Below are 21,265 nucleotides of genomic sequence, written 5' to 3'. Positions count from 1 at the left end.
GATGAAGTCTCCGGACTCGTTGAGGGGGACTCGTTCAGTTGGCCGACCCGCTGGGGAGACCCAGGAGAGACAGGAGAGATTGGGTCGGTGAGGGGGCGGGGGGCTGCGACTTATCCGGAACCGCACCGGTGTACCGTGCATCCCGGACTACACCCTTGTGGGTGTCGCCCTCTTTCCAGCGCGGTGGTGGGTATTCGTAGTGGGTCCAGCTATCGTTGTAGTAACCCATGTAGCGGGGAGGGTCCTGCACCCATTTGCCCGGTTCCTGCTCGGTGGGGCAATCCGCGTTCAGGCCCCCCCAGTTATGCGGTCCCACCCAGGTATGCTGCCCCGGAACCGTGACCCACTCCTGCGCCGCTCCGAGATTCCAGCAGATCGCATCCCAGTCGATACGATGGGTCTGATCGGTGTCGTTGCGGCAAGTCGTCCCCACACACCAGACACCGGGCACGAGCGTATGTCGCTGCGGACCCGGATCGGTGGCGGCCTGCGGCGCCAGTAGCCCCACCGCCACGATTCCAACCGCGGCAACCCCGATAGCCGTACTCGCTCGTTGCTTCATATCGTGTCAACTCCTGTCTGAGCTATACCTTGCCGTCGACAATGATTGCGGCGCAGACTTGCAATCGGCTTAACATCGACTTACCAGCCCCTACCGGCACCGCCACTGCCTCAACAACGCCGTCCTCCCCAACCTCTGGAACCCGACCCCAGAGATGACCACGTGGCGGCGCACCTTACCCAGCGATGCGACCACTGCCGAAACCTCGACCCGCGGCTGGAGCGCCACCGCACGGGCGGCTCGGCGGTGTCGACTGCTTCGGTGATCCGCTCTGCCAGCGGACCGGGATACGCGGTGACGTCTCCAGCATGCTCAAGCCGCCCGGTCGGTACGGCGGTCGGAGTTGGTGGCGTGTTCTACGCCGTCGTCGCGCTGCGACTTGACCGTGCGGCGGTGATCAGTTGCCGGGCTTGTTTGGTGCTGATCTCGAGCAGTTCAGCGAGCTCGTCGTCGGATGCACCGTGCTCATGCATCACGGCGGCGGCGTCAGCTTGGTCGGCGTGGTCGCGGGCGATCTCCTGCAGGCGCGTGACTCGCTCGCTGATCTGCTGCCGTAGCGCGGCGATGTCCTGATCGCGTTTGGTTTCGCACGCGGTGATCGCTTCCCAGTCGGTGAGGTACCGCTTCACCACCTCATGGATGGTTCGTTCCCGCTGACGCGCCAGGTCGCGGCATTGTTTGCTGCGGACGCCTGAGCGTTCCAGTCGTGCAACGATTTCGGGGGGTCGAGCCGTCCGCGGGGCTCGCGGTGGGCGAAGCGACGACATGGCGGCAATCGGGCCCGCCTGCTGGTTCTCCCCATGTTCGATCGTACTCACCACAGACTGTGGCTCACCGCGCATCTCAATCGAGGCAGTCGACTGCCTCGGTCGATCCGCTTAGCGGGAAGGAGCTTCGGCGTGTGCTCGCTAACCGATGTGGGTCCGCGGACCGAGGCAGGCAAACGATCAAGATCACCGCTGGGCAGCGATGTTGCTGTTCAATTCTGCCAACTTCGCCGCCAGGTCCAGGAGTTTCAGCCGTTGCCCTGGGGTTGTCCCGATCTTCCGGACGGGTTGGGTGTAATGCCGCCGCGCGCAACTGCCCCCAGTAAAGGCGCCCCGCAGCGGGGGTGTCCTGGCCAGTGAGGACGGCGCGGTCATGCTGGTCTATGCGCACAACGGAGACTGTCGCGACTTCGACTTTCGCGTTGCACCGGTGTCTGAGGAGATTCGCGCCGGTTTGGCTGCCGCGTTCGCCGAGCCTGTAGCGCCGGGCAACGGGTTGTCCTCGATGAGCCCGATGGTCGACAGCTCGACGGCCGCCACACGATTCGCCGATCAACTTGTAGCGATGCCCTGCCCGCCGACTCGGATGGTCGAGATCGCACCGCGGCACATCGACAACTACATGGCCGCTTTGACGGTAGCGAATCCGAGGAAAGAGCTGGGAATTCTCAAACAGTTGCTGGTGCGCGCGGAAGGGATCGGCGACGAGTTGGCCGGCAAGCTCGAGGAGCGCAATCCTCGTCGCCGGGTCGATGCGGAGCCGAAACGCAGCTACAGCAGCGCCGAGCTGAGACGTATCGCCGAGGCCGCGCGAGCCGACCTGCGCTCGGCTGCCGGACATATCTGGCGGACTGGTACGCCGAGAACTGCCCACGGCCTGGCAATCCGCGGTCTTCGCCGGCATCTCATTGCACCAGCTACTGCCTTGTCACTGATGATGAGTCGCGGTGATCACGTCGCGCGGGTCGTCGAGGTCGCGGTTGGTTGGATCCGGGGTGATGTATGTGGTGGCGATCGTGATAGTGGTGAGGATGCACAGGTAGCCCGCGATGAACTTCCATGCGCCGAGGCCGGCCTCGGGGACGTCGGGCCCACCGTCGGTGGCCGCGACCTGGGTGATAATCCACGCGCCGATCAATGGCGCGATACCGCCGGATATCACTGCCGAGACCTCTCTGGTTACTGACACGCCGAGGTAGCGTTGTCGGGTGCCGAACAGCTCGCTCAGCAACGCGCTCTGCGAGCCGAACATTCCCGATGTGCCGACACCGAGGGCTAGTGAGATGACCACTATCGTCGCCACCACGTTTCCTCGGCTGAGCACCCACCAGATCGGAAACGCCGAAAACAGCTGGAAGTAGGCGAATCCGCGATAGGTGCGTACGCGGCCGAATCGGTCGGAAAGGATTCCAGCGATCGGTATCGTCACCGATCCGAGCGATGCCGCGAACACCAGCGACAGTGCACCGATCGGTCCTTCGAGACCAACGGCCGCACTCGTCGCATACGCTACCGCGAGCGCCTGGTAGATCGATGATGAACCGTTCTCAGCAATCCTCAGGCCGATGCCCCGCAGCAGTGCCGGACGTGACGATCCGAGCAGGTTCCGCAGTGGACGCTCGTCTATCCGGTCGCAAGGGGCGAGCTTGGTGAACGTCGGCGACTCTTTGAGGTTGGCTCGCAGGTACATTGCGACGACAAGGATTGCCCCGCTGGCGAGGAAGGGTGGCCGCCACAGCCACGAATCGGTAATCGAGTGATGGACGTGGAACACCGCGAAGTACACCAGCGCCGCCGCGACAGTGCCGACCTGTACTCCGAGGAAGGGAAGGGAGGCATACAAGCCACGCCGACGCGGTGGTGCATATTCCGTCATAAGGATCGACGCGCCGGCCATCTCGGCGCCGGCTCCGAGGCCCTGCACGATGCGTAGCCCGATCAGCAAAATCGGGGCAAGTATGCCAATTCCGCCTGAGTACCAGTCGTTTTCGTTGCCATGGTAAGTGGGCAGCACACCGATACCGGTGCTGGCCACGCCCATCATGATGATCGTCGCCATGAGCACGAATCTGCGCCCCAGGCGGTCGCCGAGACGGCCGAAGAACAGCCCGCCCAGCGGCCGCGCCGCGAAACCGATGAAGTAGGTGGCGAAGCTGAGCATCAATCCGGTGGAGGCAGTGTTGCCTGGGAAGAACAGTGGCCCGAATACGAGCGCGGAGGCCAGGCTGTAGAGCGCGAAGTCGTAATATTCGATCGCACTTCCGACCGAGCTGCCCCACGCGGCACGCCGCAGCTCCGCAGTCGTCACGACCGGAGTGTCGATTGCGGCGGTGCGCGTTGATGAGGAAGGGGAGTCGGATGCAAGAGTCATGGGGGTGAGCCGATTCGATCGATGTGTGAGGTGTGCACTGAAGCGGACCAGGCGTCCGCGAACTGTAGGGGCGATTCGCGAGAAAATCTGCAGACTCGCCGCTGACATCGTTGGGGCGCAGTTGATTTCACCGACGTAGGTTTCCTGCCAACAGGGACAAACTCCGCGTCCTGCCCATCACCCACAAGTAACCTAATCACCAAGAACGAACAAGTTGCACCGGCTGATGGGCAGGCCGGACGTTGTTTACCGGTGTACGGGTGCACCCCAGCGCGTGTCGAGGAAGTCGAGGTAGCGCTGCCAGTCGAAGGCGGTAACGTCGTGCTTACCGGAGCGGATGTGGTAGGCGGTGTTGGTGTCGGTTCCGATCGGACGATCGACCGCCGGCATGGCCGTGTCCGGCGGGAGGGCGCTCGTTCCCAGCAGCGTGTAGGTGGTGGCGGCGCTGCGCAGGGCGAGGAATTCGCCTTTAGGGTCGGCCCAGCGGTCGTCGTTGGCGCTTGCGGCGTACAGCGGGCGTGGCGCCACCAGTGACAGCAGCATGTTTCCGTCTGCCGGTATCTGCTGGTCACGGTTTATCCACGTGGCATAGGCCGGGCACATCCAGTGAGGGAACTTCTCAGCGAGGTGTTTGACGGTTTCGCCGAGCTCCCGTCGCTGGATCGACTGCCCGCCTTTTCCGGATTCCGTCGACAGCAGTGCGCCGATCTCCGGGGTGGTGGCCGCGGCCCAATCAGCGGCCTTGCCCAAACGGCTGTGACCGGTCACCGCGACATGGGCCGCGTCGACGGCGGGATTGCTCCGCAGATAGGCGACCGCCTTACGGTATCCCCAAGCCCACGCCGCAACAGCACCCCACTCGTTCGGCGCTGAGACGGTGCCGGGGGCGTCGAACAGGGCCCGCACACTATTGGCGCGTTGGTCTTTCGCGTCGGGCTCGAGGTCTTGGTAGTACGCCGTTGCCAGTCCGTAGCCTCGTGACAGCACGGTCTTGACCTGCCACTGTGTGCTTTGCGAGCCGCGGGTGTCGGCTCCTGGGGTTTCGGGGTGCGGCGCCTGCTCGTCTTCGCTGACCCAGATATCGGTCGGCTTGATGCCCGGGTCGTCGACGACCGACTGGTTGCCGCCACCGTTGAGGCCGAAGATCACCGGCACCGGTCCGGTCGCACGGGCAGGCAGGTACAGCAGCACGCGCATGCGCCAGGCGGTGTGGCTGCCCGGCTTCGGTGCCGGCCCGAAGATCAGGTCCACTTGCTCGCGGTAGGCGAGCCCATCCAATGCTGGGGTGCGGCCTTCGACGGACTCCACGCGCACGGGAGCCTGCTCGGCGGCAGCCGGGGTACGCCCATAGATGTTGTCTTCGAACAATTTCACGATCTCGGGCCGACGCTGAGTCCACCATTGTTGCGGCGTCGTCACGGGTTTCCCGTCGGCCATGCGCTGCGGGTCGAGCAGCTCGTACGGCGGGATCTTCGCCTCGTCGTAGTTGTAGCCGGGCATGTTGTTGTAGTCGACCGTCTTCGGCCCCGGCGCGGGGCTCGCGCACGCGGCCGCACCCGCACACAGGACGACGCACAGCCATCTAGCCTGTCGCCAGAAACCGCTTACTTTCCTCATGCGGCATGACCATACCGGGCATGATGGCCCGTTGTATAGCGGCAAGATTTTCAGAACTGGTCGTGAGTGGATTTGCCGGTTTTGATCTTCGGGCCAGTTGATTGGCGTTGGATCAAGGAGGTGGGCAGCAGCGTGGATACCTCGGTAGGAGGTTGCTGATCCAGGGCGGCGTGGAGCAGGGACCATGCCTGGCGGCCGAGTTCGTCTCGTGGACTTGCGACGGTGGTGAGGGCAGGGTGGACATGGCGTCCCATGGTGATGTCGTCGAAACCGGTGACCGAGATGTCGGTTGGCACGTCGATCCCGACTTCTCGCAGCTTGGAGATGGCGCCGATGGCGGACAGGTCGTTGAAACAGATCAGTGCGGTCGGATGGTGAGCGAGCGCGTGTTCGATCGCGTGGTAGCCGGCCTCGAGTGTTCCGTCGCATTCGACTCTGACGGCCTGTAGCCCCAAAAAGTGGCTGGTCTGGATGGCGCGCCATCGTTCCCGGTCCTGCCAGGCATGGTCAGAACCGGACAGGTATACGACCTGGCGGTGGCCGAGATCTACCAGATGGGCGCAGAGTTCGAGCATGCCGGTGAAGCCGTCCACTCCGACCATGGGGAGATCGACGCCGAGCTCCACGCGGTTGACCAGCACCACTGGGGTGGTTTGGCGTGCGAGGTCCTTCAGGCCTATCGCATTGATACGGGAGGACAGCAGGATCAAGCCGTCCACGTGGCCCATCAGGTCCCAGGCGGTGGTGTACTCGTCGGCCGGGTCGCCGGTGTGATCGGCGATGAGCATGCGGTACCCGGCCTGCGCTGCCGCGTGATGCAGATGTTTGGCGATGTCATGGAAGTAGGAGTTGGCGAGGTCGGGCATCAGCAGGCCGATGTGGCGCAGGCCGCCGCGCGCCAGGCCGCGAGCGGCCTCGCTGGGGCGGTAGGCCAGTTCCTCAGCGACTCGCCGAACCGCCGCGGCGAGTTCGGGATTCACGGTGCCCACACCGCTCATGACACGAGAAACGGTCGCGGTCGACACCCCGGCCGCGTCGGCGACCGTTCGGATGGTGACACGGCCAGGATGCTTACTACGGACCCTTTCGCTCATCCTCCGCAGTCTCCTTCTCTCCGCCGCCTCACACTGCTACGCATGCCGGCAATCCGTCCCAGCATATAAAACCAATCGCCCAAGCCCTGAGGTGGCGCATGCGCCGCGTCCACCCATCGGGGTGACTATCGAGGAACCGGTTACTTGCTTCCGTCGATTTGGTACCGGAAGGTTGCGAAAGACCGCGGAACCAGGATTGCCTCGCCCGGATCAGCTTCAGTAACCGCTTATCGACAAGCTAGGGCGCGTAGTACACTGGCAATCGTGCCGTTATACAGCGGCACATTGCTTGTTCTGGGGCTTGTCCCAGCGAGGAGGCATGACTGCCGAAACGCGGATTGATGGTGTTTGCGGTGCACTTCGCGGGCGCGGGCGAACTACCGGGGTGCCCGCGGATCGAACCCGGGTGCGGCGGTGTGGCTTCCCGATGGTGGTGGGACCGCGGGCGTCTGCGGTCAGGTCATGAAGAGGAGGCCGGGGAAGGTTCGATAGCCTCGATGCCCACAGCATCCAAGGAAAATCGCTGACGTCGCTGTACCCGCATCGCAGCGGGTGAACCCCGATATCCGGTGGTGTTACGAAGGCAGCCGACCGAGTTCGACGAAGTTCGGCCGACGGCCGTCCGCTTCGCTACAGCACCACGGTATGACCGCGCGGGAGTCATCACCCAGCGCCGCACCAAACCGCAGTCACCGACCACGACCGGCAAGATCGAACGGTTCCATAAGGCCCTGCGAGAGGAATTCCTCGACCACGTTGCACCATTCGAGTCACTTGCCGCCGCACAACAGGCTGTCGACGGCTGGACCGCCGCCTACAACCAGCAGCGCCCGCATCAAGCGCTGGACATGGCCACCCCGGCCAGCCTGTTCCGCCCGAACGGACCTACCCGCCTGGACGTGCTCACCGACGTCGACGCGGTACCGAGCACCGATGCTACGCGCTCACGTGCTGCGTCGCTTCTCGTCGACGTGATCGAACCTGCTCCGCGCCGGTTGCCGAAGACGCGGTCGAACTGGAAGTCCGGGTGCCGGCGCGTCTGGGCAAACCCGCGCAGCCTGCACGTCAGCGTCGATGGGCATCTGGTCCGCACCGTCCCTTCACGGCTGCTGCCGGAACATCTACAGCTACTGCGCATGTGCGGCGCCCGCCCGGCAGGACCCGAACCCGGCAAACCCGCAAGGCGAAGGACCAACGGCACCACGGTGCTTCCCGCCCGGGCCGCGATCGAAATCAAACGTGTCGTCAACAAAGACGGTGGTGTCGGCATCGGCGGACACCACCACGTCGTCGGGTTCGCCTGGACGGGCCGCGCCGTGACGCTGCGCCTGGACGGGCACCTCATGCATGCCATCGCCGACAACGCTCTGATCGGCACCTGGCCCTGCCCGATCGGCCGCGATCACCTTGGTCGCCTCCGCGGCGCTCGCACACCCATCACCCCGCCACCATCGGCACCGTTGCCACCCGGATCCCTCCGAGCCCAGCGACGTGTTCACGAATCCGGACGAACCCTTGTCGCCGGCCACGCATCAAGCTCGGGTCCTGCCACCGCGGCAAGCTCGTGAGCGTCGTCATCGAGGAAACCCATCTGCGCATCCTGCTCGGCGATGAAGAGACCGCGATCCGGCCCCGCAAAAGCACGAAGCCGATAACCTTCCTCTACGTCACCGGCAAAGAGGTCCGCTCGGACCGATATCTGAGTTTGCTCGAACGCCAACGAATCGCCACCCTGTGAGAACGCGGGCTCTCGATTCGTGAGATCGCACGCCGACTCAGCCGGGCCGCCTCGACGATCAGTCGCGAAGTGCGCCGCAACACCTTCGGCCACGACCGCGGCCGCTACGACGCCGATCTCGCGCACGCGAGGGCCGCCGCAGCGTGCCCGCCGTCGTCGGCCGGGCCGGCTGCTGACCGATCCGCAGCTGCGAGCGGTCGTTCAGGCCAAGCTGGAACTGGACTGGAGCCCGCAGCAGATCAACGTCTGGTTGCGCCGCGGATTCCCTGCGCAACCGGTGTGGCATGTCAGCCACGAAACGATCTATCAAGCCCTCTACAACGCCGAAAGATTCGGTTATCAAAGCTTTTGACCAAGAGTTCTGCGGACTCGACGCTCCCTGCGGCGTCGGCGCAGTCGCTCCGATGCTCGGCCGGTTCGTTTCATCACCCCGTCGAATCTGATCGAGGCGCGCCCGGCCATCGTCGATCAGCGCACCCGCATCGGCGATTGGGAATCTCAATGGTGTTGTGCTCCGCCAGTACCTGCCCAAGAATGCCGCCCTCTTCCGGTTCAGCCCAAGCAGATCTCGACGTGATCGCCGAGGAACTCAACAACCGCCCCGTAGAATCCACCGATACCGCAGTCCGCAGAGATATACGCTGAGCACCTCAACAGCGGTGATGCAACGAACCATTCGAGCCCAAGATCGGTTACAACACCTCGACATCGCTCAGCCCCAGCGGGGAGGCCGCCGCGTCGGTCGGTATCTGCTACCGGCCGTTCATACATCCGACAGTGACATCGGAAGTGCTGGTATGTGAGAATCTGCTGTCGCACGCCGAGCCGGAGGCAGTGCAAAACGCTGGTTCGGTTATCGGAGGAGTTCTGTGGCAGATGTGCTTCGGGCATTGAAGCACGTGCTCGAGCGGACGAAAACGGCACTCGTCGACGGTGTCGCCCACGTCCTACACAAGGACATCTCGGAGGTGGCCGGAAAAGCGGACGAAGCAGCCCGGGTGTTGAAAGATCGTGACCTCGACTCCGCAAAACCGTTCTCGACACACGGCTTCGCCCACTCGGCCACGCGCGCCGCGACCGAAATCGACAGTTCATCCGGGCATGGCGTGCTTCAGGGACACGATATGCCCGGTGGTCGGCTCACAACAACCGAGATACGCCGCTTGGTACCCGACGAATGGCACGTGATCCGGTATTTCGGCCTGAAACACGCCGGACGGAATCCTCTCGACTTCAGATCCTCACGTGCAGACATGGAGAAGAAGACCGAACAGGACTACCGCAAGGACTTCGACACCATCGAAAGTTTCTTTGCCTTCCACGCCAACGAGCCGATAGGGCGGGTTCGCCTGGTAGCCACGGATAACTCGCAGGTCAGAGAGATGATAGCGGTAAACGTCGATCCCCTTGCTCGCGGCACGGGCACAAGTGACCGCCTGATCCAGACGGCCTTGAAATGGGCCAGGAACAACAACTGTGCGGCGGTCGAACTCTGGGTACGGGACAACAACGACCACGCCATGAATCTCTACCTTCGCAACGGGTTCGTGTTCACCGGCGAGGCAGAGCCCCACTGGGCAGATGATTCCCTCCGTACGGTCCAGATGCGGCATGACCTCTCCTGAGAAGAGTGTCGTGAAATTGACCGGATATCAATCCGACAACGCGTGGCCGCTTTCCTTGAAGAAGGTGCTCGAAAACTGCGAGGTTGTTCACGGATCCCCCTTCGATTTAGGTCTGGGTGGTGTGACGTGACCCCGCTGATTCGGTCCGGGTGATCTGGTCCCTGCTCGTCGGTCCGCGCTTACGAGAGTTGAGGGCTTGGTTGGATGTCGAGCCACAGCGTCTCATACTCGGTGGGGCTGAGGTGGCCGAGGTAGGAGTGACGGCGCTCGGTGTTGTAGAAGTTGTCGATCCAGTCGGACATGGCGATGGTCAGCTCGAGGGTTGTCGACCACTTCCTGGTGTTGAGGAGTTCGGTTTGCATCCGTCCCCAGAACGACTCCATCGCTGCGTTGTCGAAGCAATCACCGACAGTTCCGAACAAGGGCAGGAGCCGGTGCCGACGAAGGTTCTCACCGAACGACCACGAGGTGAATTGTGTTCCGTGATCGGCATGCACGATCAACCCCTCGGCGGTGACGCGTTCTGTCATTGCCATGTTGACCGCGTTGTTGACCAACAGCGTGTCGGCGATGGTGGAAAAGGCTCGGCCGACGATCTTCTTGCTGAAGCAGTCCAAAATGGCGCAGCATAGACTTTTCCGTCTCTTGCGGGATGTTCGGTGATGTCGGTGCACCACAGCTCGTTGGGGCGAGCAGCGGTGAAGGCCCGGTTCACCAGGTCTGCGGGAGTGCTCGCTGCGAGCATCGGGTGGCCGCGTCGTTTGCGTCTGGGCAGGCCGAACAGCCCCCGCTCGGCCAGGATCGAGGCAACCAGTTTGTGGTTGACGATCATCTCGCGCTCGGCCAGCAAGGCGGCTTTGATCCGGCGTTTGCCGTAGGTTCCGCGGGACTGGGCATGAATCCGGGATATCTCATCGGCGACCACGATCCTGCGAATCGTTCTGGTGGACAACGGCTGCCGCCGCTGCCGCAGAAAGGTGGATCTGTGCACTCCAGCGATTCGGCAGGCCGACCGCCCGGAATGTCCGAGTGCGATCAGCCCTTCGACGACCGCGATCCGCCTTTTGGGGACACCACCGCCTGCGCATCGAATAATTCGCGGCGTCGCGAGTGAGTTTCAATTCGGCTTCCAGTGCGGCGATCCGCTTCTTCGCCGAGGCCAGCTCATCAGCTTCCACGCTCGGAATGCATAAGTCGTGCGGGTCTGGATGGTGTGTTCGCTCGCGTTGCTGGGGCGTTCGGTCGGGCGGAGCCGCGAGGGTGGGCAAGGGCGTATGTGACGGGGTTGCTGGCGCCGGTGGAGTGAGAAGAACTCCTGGCAGCTGGCCGAGGCGGCGGGAGCGGTGAGTCCCGACGGATGTCAGCACCTGCTGAACCGGGCGCGGTGGAGTGCCGATGACGTGCGCGATCGGGTCCGCTCGTATGTGGTTGAGGCATTGGCTTCACCGGATGGGGTGCTGGTGGTCGATGACACGGGTTCGTGAAGAAGGGAGTGCGCTCGGCCGGGGCGCAAAGGCAGTACTCGGGTACCGCGGGCAGGATCGAGAACTGTCAACTGGGTGTTTTCCTCGCTTATGCCGGTCGTCACGGCCGGGCGTTGATCGATCGGGAGTTGTATCTCCCGGAGTCGTGGATCGCAGACCGTGATCGTTGCGCTGACGCCGGTGTGCCCGAAAGTCGCTGGAGTCAGGGCGTTGTGACCGAACCACGGTTGGCGGAGGCGATGATCGGTCGGGCACTGGCCGCGGACGTGACCGCCGGGTGGGTGACCGCCGATTCCGCCTACGGGCGTGACGGGAGATTCCGGGCGTTCCTGGAGTCGCACCGGATGCCCTACGTAGTGGAGGTCCCGGTCAGGGACACCGTGACCGACATCGATGGCCGCCGCAGAGTCGATACCCTCATCAGCCGCGCCCCCGCCGAAGCATGGCATCGGGTCGCGGCCGGTCCCGGAGTCAGGGGTGAACGCGAATACGACTTCGCCTGGGCCACGCTGCCGGTCCTCGATGACATCCCGGCCGGTTTCGTGCGCACTCTGCTGGCCCGGCGATCTCTCGACGATCCGGCAGATATCGCCTACTACGTGTGCTTTCACCCCGACACCATTGATCGCGGCCAGATCGTGGCCGTGGCCGGTGCGGAGCTGGGCGATCGAGGAATGCTTCCAAGCCGCCAAAGGCCAATGCGGCCTCGACCACTACCAAGTCCACAAATACGACGCCTGGTACCGGCACATCACCCTGGCCATGCTCGCTCACGCCTTCCTCGCCGTCACCGCCGCCACCGACCCAAAAGCCCACGCGGGCTGGGCCGAATCACAGTCGCCGAAATCCGCCGTCTCCTGGCGATAGTGCTCCACCCCGCCCGCACCCTCACCCACGCCCTCGCCGCCTCCCGCTGGCGCCGACACCACCAAAACCGTCCCCGACAAACCCGCTACCAACGGACCCGATTACCCAAGTAACGAACTACAACTGTCGTGCTTTAGAGCGCCGGATTGGCGGATTTACTTCTCGACCCCCGACGACTAGCGGTTGACAGACCCGACGCAAGGTGATCGTCGTGCCCGGCCAGCTGGTCAATGTCGTCGCCTGAGGCGGATGATCAACTGCGCCTGGTGTATTCGTACTGAACGGCCAGCCAGGAGGTGCCGGTCCCGTCGGCCTGGATGAAATGCTGCTGCTTGGTCTGGCTGTTGTTGTCGGACCAGGAGATCACCATGTCGGAGCGCATCATCTTGCCGTCCACCTGCTGGCCGAAGCCGACGAAGGCGATCGGCTGGAATTGAAGGGAGACCTTGCTGTTGTCCTCGGCCCCGAAACTGTAGGCGGGCATGATTCCCACCGGCAACCGAGTATCCATCGAGACATATTGCCAGCGTCCCTCCACGCGGCTGTACTGCAGATAATCGATCCGCTGAAAGTCGGAAACCTGGGATCCGGGTGAGGGCTGGATCGTCTCCTGTAGCAGGATGCCGACCATCTTCCGTTCCGCGACCAGGTCTTTCGTCACCATCGGCGCGCTGCCGGGGGTCGGCCACATCGTGGCGACAACGTCGAAGGTTCCGGTCAGCGCGGCGAGTCGTTTGGCCTCCGGACCCGGTTCGTTCAATCGCTCGGCGGCCGATTGTCCGGGGGTGCTCGGCGCTGCCGAGGTGGTGGACGATGACGATACGATCTGTGGACTTTTGTCCGTGGAGGTATTGGAACATGCGGTGGTTGCCGTCAATACGCCCCCGAGCAGGGCGCACAGCGCGAGCATGCGAACCGATCCAGTGGTGCGACGCACCTGTGGGCTTGTCATGGCATTGCTGAGGCTGCGCCGACGCACACTGCGGGACGGTAGGCGCTTACCCTGGAATATCATCGTTGTCCTCTCGTACAAGGGCCGGTTCGACGTGTATACATTCATCACGGCATTTCGGTCTCCGACCCGGATCGTTGCACCGGCCGACAGGAGTTTGCCCGCCAGCGCGCGACAGCGTTTCCAGAGCGCTGGAGGTCGAGTACTGCGAAGTCGTGGCCCAGCAGGAGCACGTGCGTGAGGACGGCGTCGAGACTGCTGTGGGGCGCCGTTGAGCACCTCGCAGCGCTCGTTCCCTCGCCGTCGTACGAGGGCCGCCGATGCCGGGATCTGCGCGTATACCGTGTCGGACGAGGCGTGCACGAGGAAGTGCGCCCGGTGCGGGTAGGTCCGACTCGCCACAGGTGCTCGATCGCGTCGATGGCGCGGACCGCGAGGCGGTTCAGCAGGTGCTGGCGGGCCAGCGTGGCCCGTTGAGACACGCTGGCTCAGTATGTCCGTCATTGCAGCGGTCCGAAAAACGCCTGTAGGTCCGCTGCTAGCAGGGCGGGGGCCTCTATCGCCGGGAAGTGCTTGCCACGTTGAACTCGGTCCAGTGCGTGTTCGGCGGCACGGGGACCAGTTTGCGTACCGTCTCGTCCGCGCCGAAGACCGCGAAGCCCTGCGGTACGGCCGGCGGTGCTCCCCAGTCCGACGAGTGCGCCTGCTCGTAGAGGGTGTGCGCGGCGGTGGCGCCGGAGCCAGTGAACCAGTACAGGCTGACAGTGGTGAGCAGTTGGTCGCGGTCGATCGGCAGGTCCGTCCACTCCGCAAACTTCTCCGCGATCCACGCAAGCTGCAGCAGGGGTGAGTCGACCAGGCCGTAGCCGATGGTCTGCGGTCGGCTGTTCTGGATCGCCAGGTAGCCGGAGCCGTCCGTTGTGAACTCGTCCATTCGGTCCAGGATCATTTTGTCGACAGGGTCGTTCTCGTCGAGCCTGTCGGCCATACCGGGCAGGAAGGTGGCCACGTTCGCAGCGGTCGGGGTCGGTCACCACGTGTACACCCGTGACGTGCATGCCGTCGATGCCGGCCACCAGTCCGGATACGCCGCCGCCGACGTCACCGCCGTGCACGCCGTATCGCTCGTAGCCGAGCCGGCGCATCAACTCCACCCAGGCACGTGCGGTGCGGCCCATCGACCAGCCGGTCGATCGCAGTGGGGTCGAGAACGCGTAGCCGGGCAGGGACGGCGCGACGACGTGGAATGCCGGGCCGTCGGCCGGGTTGACCAGCGGCTCGATGAGGTGCAGGAATTCTGCGACCGAGCTTGGGAAGCCGTGCGTAATCAGCAGTGGCTTCGCAGCGGGCCGGTCGGATCTGACGTGCAGGAAGTGGATGCGCTGGCCGTCGATCTCGGTGGTGAACTGTGGGTACTGGTTGAGCTTCGCTTCTGGGGCGCGCCAGTCGTACCGCGTGTGCCAGTAGTCAGCGAGGTTCTTGAGCTCGCCCAGCGGTATTCCGCGGGTCCACCCCACGTCGGGTAGCTCGCCAGGCCAGCGGGCGTTGACCAGCCGGTCATGCAGGTAGTCGAGGTCGGCTTGGGGGATCTCGATGCGAAAAGGCTGGATCATGCTTCTCCTGTGTCACTGGGCTCGTGACGGGACCCCGGTGATCGGTCCCCGGGCTGTGAGAGCCGGTCACTGACGTGTGCAGATGGCAGCGTATCCGGCCGGGGTGCGGTATCCGAGGGCCGAATGCCGCCACCGCTGGTTGTAGTCGGTTTTCCAATCGGTGATCACGACCCGGGCCTGGGTCAGCGACCAGAAGCTTTTGATGTTGAGGCATTCGTCGCGAAGACGTCCGTTGAACGACTCGATATAGCCATTACGCCAGGGCTGACCAGGCGGAATGAACGCCAACCCGACCCGTTCACCCGCCCAATCGGCCATCACCGAGCACGCCAGCTCCGGGCCGTTGTCACAGCACAGCACCGCCGGATAGCCTCGTTCAGCCCCGATGCGGTCGAGCTCGTCGATCCGCCGATCGGCGGTGATCGAGCGCTCCACGAGCCCGCCCAGGTATTCACGGGTGTGCTCATCGACGATGGACACGATCTTCACCGGTCGGCCGTCGTCGGTGGCGTCGAACTGGAAATCGATGGCCCATAACCGATTCGGTGCCTCCGCGGTCACCTCGGTGACAGTGGAGGCACCGAGGCGTTTGCGGCGCCGCCGCACTGGCACCCGCAGCCCCTCGGCTCGCCACAGGCGCCGAATCTTCTTGTGGTTCACCGCCCATCCATCGGCGCGAGCATCGTGGTAGGCGCGGCGGAACCCTTGCCGCGGACGGGTTTTAGCCCACGGCCGCAGCCATTCCCGCAACCCGGAATCCGGGTCGGTGCCCCGCTGATCAGCCGGTGGACGGCGCTGGGTACTGCGATGCTGCCCGGTTACCCGGCACGCAAAACGGTCACTCACCCCGAACAGTCGTTGCAGGTGAGCGACCGCTGCGCGCCGACGTTCGGGACTGTAAATTGCTCCTCTGTCAAGCTGCGGTGGGAGTTTCGGCTGATTGGTGGTCCAGGTCGGCGATCATGGCGCGGTAGACGACGTCGGAGAGTCGGCGTTTGAGGATCCGCAGCGCCTCCATGCCGCCGTCGCCTTTGGCCTTGCGTTTGGCCAGCAGCGCTCGTGCGTCCGGGTGGCAGCGTGCCTGCGTGAGCGCGATGCGGTGGAGCGCGGCGTTGAGTTGGCGGTTCCCGGTGCGGGACAGACGGTGGCGTGCTCGGTTGGACGACCAGACCGGCAGCGGTGCCGTTGTGGCGGGCGAAGGCGTCCTTGGATCGGAACCGGTCGACGCCGGCGGTTTCCCCGATGATCTTCGCCGCGGTCAAGGCCGCGCATCCGACGATGGCCAGCAGCGACGGCGCGATCCGTTGGACTCGTTCGCCGATCTCGCCGGCCAGCGCATCGATCTCGATGGTCAGTCGTCGGCAGTGTTGGATCAGGTTCACCGCCAGGCGGGCGACGAGCTCGTCGAACTGGGCCAAGTGGGCTGCGACGCGGTCGTAGGCGCTGGCGCGTTCGAGCTTGCCCGGCGGCAGCCAGCCCGGGTCCAGCTCGTGCAGGTGCCAGCGCAGCCGTGCAATCACCCGGGTGCGCTCGGCAACGAGGTCTTCGCGGTGGTCGACCAGCAGCCGGAGCTCTCGTTCGACTCCATCGAGCCGGGCCACCGGCAGGTCGGGTTCGCGCAATGCAGCCCGGGCGATGGCTAACGCGTCGATCGGGTCGGACTTGCCGTAGGTGCGCGCAGAATCCCGGGCGTGAGCCATCAGTTTCGGTGGAACCCGGACCACGCGCTCTCCAGCTGCGATCAGGTCGCTTTCCAGGCGCCGGGTCATATTACGGCAGTCTTCCAGCGCCCATAACCGTTCCGGATCGGGCTGTGCCCGCGCCCATTTCAGCAGCGCCAGATGATCAGTGCTGGTTGTTCCGACGGTTTTGGTGGACAGTTTCCGGCCGAGTTCGTCAGCGGAGACTGCGGTGTGGGTGCGCTTGTGCGCGTCGATCCCGATGACCATCATGGGTGCGTGTCAGCCCTTTTCGTAGCGGGGTGTGGCACGGACCGGTCGGCAGGCATATCCCAGTCAGGGCGATGCCACGCTCCTCTCAAGCCATGTCGGCCGGTCCCGGGGTGTCGACCGGCCGCAAAACTTACAACAGCCACGAAAGCGGGAAGACAACGGCAGAGCGAACCGGTCGACCACAAGATCGTGACACTGGATACAACGGCTCTGTCGCACTTTCGGTGGTGCCGTGATGGCGCTGACGGCACGATGTTCCGGTGTGTGAGGTGAATGTACCTGTTGCTGTGGTGTTTTCGGGGTTGTCGCCGCTGGTGGTGGAGGATGTGGTCGACGAGGGAAGCCAGATCGTGGTGTGGGCACGGACGCCCGACTGCCCGGCCGCGTGTCCGGGCTGCGGCGCGGAGTCCGCGCGAGTGCACGGATATCACTGGCGGACGGTGGCCGACGTGCCGCACGATGGCCGCCCCGTGATCGTGTGCGTGCAGGTCCGTCGCCTGGTCTGCCTGACAACGGGCTGCCGCAATACCTTTCGCGAGCAAGTGGTCGGTGTTCTGGAGCGATACCAGCGTCGCACGACGCGTCTGACCTGCCAGGTGCGGTCGGTGGTGCGGGAGCTGGCCGGTCGGGCGGGTGCCCGGCTGCTGGCGAGATCGTCGATCGGGTTGTCCCGGCATACCGCTGTGCGTGTGCTGCTGGGTATCCCCTTGCCGCAGCGACCGGTTCCGGCGGTGGTGAGTGTCGATGATTTCGCGTTGCTGGGCCGCCACCGGTATGCAACGGTCGTGATCGACCCCGCATCCCACGACCGGGTCGATGTGCTGGCAGACCGCAAATCCGACACCCTGGCCGCCTGGCTGGCCGATCATCCCGAGGTGACGACCGTCGTACGGGACGGTTCGGCCACCTACGCCGAAGCCGTGCGTCGCGCACGACCTGCGGCGACACAGGTGTCGGACCGATGGCATCTGTGGCATGCTCTGGCGCGTGCCGTCGAGACGGCCGTCGCCGCGCATGGACGTTGCTGGGCGGCCTCGGGCGAAGCGGCGCCGGATGGCGCGGGAGACCACCACCATCGAACGCTGGCATGCCGTGCACAACTTGCTCGACCAAGGCGTCGGGCTGCTGGACTGCGCACGGCGGCTGAACCTGGCGTTGAATACTGTGAAGCGGTATTCCCGGGCGCCTGAACCTGATTCGCTGCGCCGTCCGCCCCAGTACCGGCCCGGACTGGTCGACCCCTACCGTGATCATCTGCGGGCTCGACGGGCCGCTGAGCCGGGTGTGCCGGTCACGCACCTGTTTGCCGAGATCAAAGCCCTGGGTTACACGGGTGGGCTGAACCTGCTCTACCGCTACCTCAACGAAGGGCGCCTGGCCGGTGACCGGGTCGTTGTCTCGGCCCGCAAACTCACCGGTTGGATCATGAGCAGGCCATCAGACCTCTTCGAAACCCGCCGCGGTCACCTCGGCGAACTCGTCGCCGCCTGTCCGGAGATGACCCGGCTGACCGAACTGGTCGGTGACTTCGCCACGATCATGACCGACCGGCGCGGCGCCGACCTCGACTGCTGGATCAAGCAGGCCCGCGAGGCAGGACTGCCCCAGCTCGAGCCGTTCCTGCGTGGTCTGGACCAGGACCACGACGCTGCCGTCGCGGGACTGACTTTGCCCTACAGCAACGGGCCGTGCGAGGGAGTCAATACGAAAACCAAGCTGCTCAAGAGGCAAATGTACGGACGCGCCGGATTCCGGTTCCTACGACACCGGATCCTGCTCGGATAACCCCACCGAAAGTGCAACAGAGCCAAAATTCCGACACTCCCGTCGGTGTGGATCTCGACGTCTTGCCCGTCGGTGGAGCAGCGCAGGTATCCGACGCGGAAGGGACTCGATCACGACCCGATATGTTCCATATGGCGGGGGTTCATCGGAACAGTTCGCGGGAGCAACCGCCGGTCAAATGATGTCGGTCTTCTACCGCAGAGACGGTGGTATCACCTGTAGGCCTGAAGAGGTTTAGGATTGTCGGCGAAGGCCAGGCCAAGCACCCCGGCGTGCCTCGACCTTGCCCGCGTCGCGCAATGGCCGAATAGCGAGCGATATCCGCCGTGCCGACCAGGATGTGACCGGGTGAGCGCGTACCCCGTCCGCCCACCGAAGCCGTTGCGGCAGCCATGTTTCTGCTCGGTGAGTGGCTGCGGTATGGCTATCCGGTGGCCCGCTCGATCCGGCCGAGAATGACGCCGGTCAAAGCCGCGATGGCGTCGTCGACGGTCGCGGTCCCACGGTTCAGCTCAGCGGCAATGGCCTCGGCGGCACCGAGCGCGCCGAGGCAGTGCAGCCGCAGCGCGGGCCGACTCAGGCCGGAGTACGGCGCTAATGCATCGGCCATCAAATCAGTGTAGCCATCGTACATCTCGTGCTGGATCTCCTCCATTTCGAGATCGCCTTTCAGCGCCGCGGAAACGGCGTTGAACTCCGGCAGTTCGGTGGCGCAGGCGAAGTATGCAACGCTGATGACCCCCGCGATGCCCGCCGCGCTCGGCGGGGCTTGCTCCAGCGCCTGCGTGGTGGCGGCCCGGTGCCGTTCGTCGAGCCGCCGATACAGCGCGAGCAGCAGTCCAGGGCGGGTACCGAAGTGGTCGTACACGACGGGCCTGCTCACCCCGGCCGCCTCGGCGAGAGTGGGCAGCGTCAGCCCGTCGGCGCCATTGGCGCGCACGATCGCCAAGGCCGTGTCGAGCAACTGCTCGCGCCGGGCCTGCTGGGACAGGCGGGTCGGTGTGGTGGTCATTGCCCTCCTCTTGCGTTCTCGCGCGATTCTAGCTACAAAGTGTAGGTTACAAATTGTAGGTATCTGGAGATCGAGAGGAAATGCACATGGACGAGCGGAAATCGGTCTTGCTCCTGGGCGGGTCGGGGCAGGCGGGCTCGGCTACCGCCGCTTACTTGCGGCGGCGGCACCCGGAGCTGCTGTTCACCATCGCGGGCCGGAATCTGGAACGCGCACAGCGGGTGGCCTACGAACTGGGCGGTGCCACTGCGGTGACCGTCGATCTGGCGCGCGGTGATCTCGGACTGCCCGCCGATCAGGATTATTCGGCGGTGGTCGCGACGCTATGGGACAGCAGGCTGACCGGGCTGCGCTTCGCGCAGGACCACGGTGCACCGTACGCCGGTCTGTCCAGCGGCATGATAGACATCGCGCCGGAGATCACCGCCGCTGCGCAGCGCCCGGCCGCAGCACCGGTACTGATGGCCAGCCACTGGGCTGCCGGTGTCATCACCCTCACCACGCTGGAGTGGGCCAAGGAGTTCGACCGGGTCGACACCATCCGGATCGGCGCGATGCTCGACGAGAACGACGCGGGCGGGCCCGCGGGGCTCGCGGATCTGGAGCGCTGGGCGGAGGTCACTTCAGCGGGGTACGCACGGCGCGATGGCGTGTTCGCCTGGGTCGGCGCGGACAAGGCACAGATGGAGCTGCGCAGCTTCGACGGCACCGCCATCCCCGGCCAGACCATCCCGATCCTCGATGTGCCCAGTCTAGCGTTCGCGACAGGCGCCCCGAACGTCGAATTCGCCTTCGCGCTTGGCGAATCCGCGGGTTCGCGCCGTGGAGAGGGGCCGTCCGTCGAGGTTCGGATCGATCTCGAAGGGGTGGGCCCGACGGGCGCACCGCTGAGCATCAACCGGTACGTGGTCCACCCGGACGGTCAGCGCCCGCTGACCTCCCTCGGTCTCGCCCTGGGTGTCGAACGATTGCTCGGGCTGCGCGGTACTGCGGTGGCGCCCGGCATCTACACCCCCGAGGTACTGCTCGATCCGGCCTATGTGGTCAAGCAACTGGTCGACGTGGGGACCACCTTCGTCGACGCGTGAGGCGCGCAAACCGGCTGTGGCAGTGAGTTTCGGCTGTGGTCGGCCGGTCGATGCGGTGCCGCGGCCGGTTCCTGACGCCCAGCACGCTACGGCGGCCGTGGCTCGGCCGCGACAGCAACGGCAGGGCGACACCCACGAACCCCGAGATCAGCGCACCAGCGACTCCCCCCTCGCAACCTGATCAGGTCACGAGGGGCACCGTAGGATCCGCCCTAGATTAACTGATGTTCCCCCGGTTTTCCGGAGTTGGTTTGCTTGACTCTTGGTCACGAAGTCGTCGAAGGAGACTTGTTCGTGCCAAGGCGTTATCCCGAGGAGTTCCGTCGGAAGGTCCTGGATCCGGTCGCCGCCGGGTGTCCGGTTGCGCAGGTAGCTGCGGACCTGGGAATCAGCGACCAGAGGATCTATGTCGGGCGTAAACAGGAACTGATCGACACCGGTCAGATACCGGGCGCGACCAGCGCCGAGCAGTCCGGACTGGCCGCGGCCAAGCGCCGCATCCGAGAACTCGAGCATGAGGTCGCCATCCTGAAACGAGCTCGTGAGCTGCTGAAAGAACAGGCCAGCGGCCCAAAAGGCGTTACGCGGCCATAGCCACCATCGGCCAGCGAGGGGTTGCCGGTACAGGTCGCGTGCCGGCTGTTGGATGTCTCCGAGTCCGGTTTCTACCACTGGAGATCGCGTCCACCCTCGCAACGAGGGATCCCCATGCCTGGCTCACCGACCAGATCCGCGTCG

Annotated in this window: 16 protein-coding genes and 6 pseudogenes; 10 read left to right on the top strand and 12 right to left on the bottom strand. The window is 64.7% G+C overall.

Features of this window, described 5'->3' with window-relative positions; translation table 11 throughout:
• Positions 1 to 918: 918 nt before the first annotated feature.
• From NG1_RS37295 to NG1_RS33730, 4 genes are all read right to left on the bottom strand, one after another.
• Positions 919 to 1,380, bottom strand: a complete 462-nt coding sequence (locus tag NG1_RS37295; protein ID WP_157114404.1) for a hypothetical protein — start codon at positions 1,378 to 1,380, stop codon at positions 919 to 921.
• 877 nt (positions 1,381 to 2,257) lie between these two features.
• Positions 2,258 to 3,637, bottom strand: coding sequence for an MFS transporter (locus NG1_RS33740; RefSeq protein ID WP_245660166.1), 1,380 nt, complete (start codon positions 3,635 to 3,637; stop codon positions 2,258 to 2,260).
• 309 nt (positions 3,638 to 3,946) lie between these two features.
• The gene (locus tag NG1_RS33735) at positions 3,947 to 5,317 is read right to left on the bottom strand and encodes a glucuronyl esterase domain-containing protein (protein ID WP_157114403.1); all 1,371 of its coding nucleotides are present in this window, start codon (positions 5,315 to 5,317) and stop codon (positions 3,947 to 3,949) included.
• A gap of 50 nt (positions 5,318 to 5,367) precedes the next feature.
• Entirely contained in the window at positions 5,368 to 6,411 is a 1,044-nt protein-coding gene (locus NG1_RS33730) for a LacI family DNA-binding transcriptional regulator (protein ID WP_062977757.1), read from the bottom strand.
• 677 nt (positions 6,412 to 7,088) lie between these two features.
• Between NG1_RS33730 and NG1_RS38680 the strand changes: the two are divergent.
• The 5 genes and pseudogenes from NG1_RS38680 to NG1_RS33720 form a co-directional block, all read left to right on the top strand.
• Positions 7,089 to 7,283 (top strand): annotated as a pseudogene (locus NG1_RS38680) (integrase core domain-containing protein); the annotation flags it as partial.
• 27 nt (positions 7,284 to 7,310) lie between these two features.
• Positions 7,311 to 7,979 carry a hypothetical protein gene (locus NG1_RS37290; protein ID WP_245660168.1) on the top strand — a complete coding sequence of 223 codons (669 nt, stop codon included), beginning with the start codon at positions 7,311 to 7,313 and terminating at the stop codon, positions 7,977 to 7,979.
• Positions 7,976 to 8,149: a hypothetical protein gene (locus NG1_RS37285; protein ID WP_157114402.1), complete on the top strand. Its 174-nt coding sequence runs from the start codon at positions 7,976 to 7,978 to the stop codon at positions 8,147 to 8,149. The genes NG1_RS37290 and NG1_RS37285 overlap by 4 nt, the downstream gene beginning before the upstream one ends.
• 15 nt (positions 8,150 to 8,164) lie before the next feature.
• Positions 8,165 to 8,794, top strand: a complete 630-nt coding sequence (locus NG1_RS39185) for a helix-turn-helix domain-containing protein (RefSeq protein WP_084499392.1) — start codon at positions 8,165 to 8,167, stop codon at positions 8,792 to 8,794.
• A 224-nt stretch (positions 8,795 to 9,018) separates the two neighbouring features.
• A complete protein-coding gene (locus tag NG1_RS33720) occupies positions 9,019 to 9,774 on the top strand; it encodes a GNAT family N-acetyltransferase (RefSeq protein ID WP_157114401.1) in 756 nt (251 codons plus the stop codon).
• 179 nt (positions 9,775 to 9,953) lie between these two features.
• Here the strand turns inward: NG1_RS33720 and NG1_RS33715 are convergent, their stop codons facing one another.
• Both NG1_RS33715 and NG1_RS39180 read right to left on the bottom strand, forming a co-directional pair.
• Positions 9,954 to 10,391, bottom strand: coding sequence for an integrase core domain-containing protein (locus NG1_RS33715; RefSeq protein WP_210750995.1), 438 nt, complete (start codon positions 10,389 to 10,391; stop codon positions 9,954 to 9,956).
• Positions 10,301 to 10,636: a hypothetical protein gene (locus NG1_RS39180; protein WP_369691032.1), complete on the bottom strand. Its 336-nt coding sequence runs from the start codon at positions 10,634 to 10,636 to the stop codon at positions 10,301 to 10,303. The genes NG1_RS33715 and NG1_RS39180 overlap by 91 nt, the downstream gene beginning before the upstream one ends.
• On the opposite strand from NG1_RS39180, the gene NG1_RS37665 reads away from it, so the two are divergent.
• Both NG1_RS37665 and NG1_RS33710 read left to right on the top strand, forming a co-directional pair.
• Entirely contained in the window at positions 10,523 to 10,888 is a 366-nt protein-coding gene (locus tag NG1_RS37665) for a hypothetical protein (RefSeq protein WP_168434271.1), read from the top strand. The two genes, NG1_RS39180 and NG1_RS37665, sit on opposite strands and share 114 nt — an antisense overlap.
• Before the next feature lie 75 nt (positions 10,889 to 10,963).
• Positions 10,964 to 12,125: pseudogene (locus NG1_RS33710) on the top strand (IS701 family transposase).
• 253 nt (positions 12,126 to 12,378) lie between these two features.
• Here NG1_RS33710 and NG1_RS37270 read toward each other — a convergent pair.
• From NG1_RS37270 to NG1_RS39280, 5 genes and pseudogenes are all read right to left on the bottom strand, one after another.
• Positions 12,379 to 12,885 (bottom strand): DUF1579 family protein, encoded by a 507-nt coding sequence (locus tag NG1_RS37270; protein ID WP_062977751.1) that lies wholly within the window; start codon positions 12,883 to 12,885, stop codon positions 12,379 to 12,381.
• A gap of 748 nt (positions 12,886 to 13,633) precedes the next feature.
• The gene (locus NG1_RS38675; RefSeq protein ID WP_245660167.1) at positions 13,634 to 14,011 is read right to left on the bottom strand and encodes a hypothetical protein; all 378 of its coding nucleotides are present in this window, start codon (positions 14,009 to 14,011) and stop codon (positions 13,634 to 13,636) included.
• Positions 14,012 to 14,177: 166 nt separating this feature from the next.
• Positions 14,178 to 14,690: pseudogene (locus NG1_RS38670) on the bottom strand (epoxide hydrolase family protein); the annotation flags it as partial.
• A 66-nt stretch (positions 14,691 to 14,756) separates the two neighbouring features.
• Positions 14,757 to 15,584 (bottom strand): annotated as a pseudogene (locus NG1_RS33695) (IS3 family transposase); the annotation flags it as partial.
• Between the two features lie 19 nt (positions 15,585 to 15,603).
• Positions 15,604 to 16,642: pseudogene (locus NG1_RS39280) on the bottom strand (IS110 family RNA-guided transposase).
• 260 nt (positions 16,643 to 16,902) lie between these two features.
• Here NG1_RS39280 and NG1_RS33685 point away from each other — a divergent pair.
• Positions 16,903 to 18,427, top strand: a pseudogene (locus tag NG1_RS33685) (ISL3 family transposase).
• A 424-nt stretch (positions 18,428 to 18,851) separates the two neighbouring features.
• On the opposite strand, the gene NG1_RS33680 reads toward NG1_RS33685, so the two are convergent.
• Positions 18,852 to 19,439: a TetR/AcrR family transcriptional regulator gene (locus tag NG1_RS33680; protein WP_062977745.1), complete on the bottom strand. Its 588-nt coding sequence runs from the start codon at positions 19,437 to 19,439 to the stop codon at positions 18,852 to 18,854.
• 86 nt (positions 19,440 to 19,525) lie between these two features.
• On the opposite strand from NG1_RS33680, the gene NG1_RS33675 reads away from it, so the two are divergent.
• On the top strand, positions 19,526 to 20,527 hold the full coding sequence (locus NG1_RS33675; protein WP_062977743.1) for a Rossmann-fold NAD(P)-binding domain-containing protein: 1,002 nt from the start codon (positions 19,526 to 19,528) through the stop codon (positions 20,525 to 20,527).
• A 294-nt stretch (positions 20,528 to 20,821) separates the two neighbouring features.
• Positions 20,822 to 21,121: a transposase gene (locus tag NG1_RS36180; RefSeq protein ID WP_084499393.1), complete on the top strand. Its 300-nt coding sequence runs from the start codon at positions 20,822 to 20,824 to the stop codon at positions 21,119 to 21,121.
• The last annotated feature ends 144 nt before the right edge of the window (positions 21,122 to 21,265 follow it).

The sequence above is a fragment of the Nocardia gamkensis NBRC 108242 genome (genome assembly GCF_001612985.1).
GTDB lineage: Bacteria > Actinomycetota > Actinomycetes > Mycobacteriales > Mycobacteriaceae > Nocardia > Nocardia gamkensis.
The sequence above is the reverse complement of the archived record's forward strand: the minus strand, read 5'-3'. Positions and strand labels throughout refer to the sequence as shown.

Coding starts and splice junctions, on each gene's coding strand:
- NG1_RS33735 (WP_157114403.1), bottom strand. CDS start 5,317: ATGAGGAAAGTAAGCGGTTTCTGGCGACAGGCTAGATGGCTGTGCGTC.
- NG1_RS33680 (WP_062977745.1), bottom strand. CDS start 19,439: ATGACCACCACACCGACCCGCCTGTCCCAGCAGGCCCGGCGCGAGCAG.
- NG1_RS33730 (WP_062977757.1), bottom strand. CDS start 6,411: ATGAGCGAAAGGGTCCGTAGTAAGCATCCTGGCCGTGTCACCATCCGA.
- NG1_RS38675 (WP_245660167.1), bottom strand. CDS start 14,011: ATGGACGAGTTCACAACGGACGGCTCCGGCTACCTGGCGATCCAGAAC.
- NG1_RS33675 (WP_062977743.1), top strand. CDS start 19,526: ATGGACGAGCGGAAATCGGTCTTGCTCCTGGGCGGGTCGGGGCAGGCG.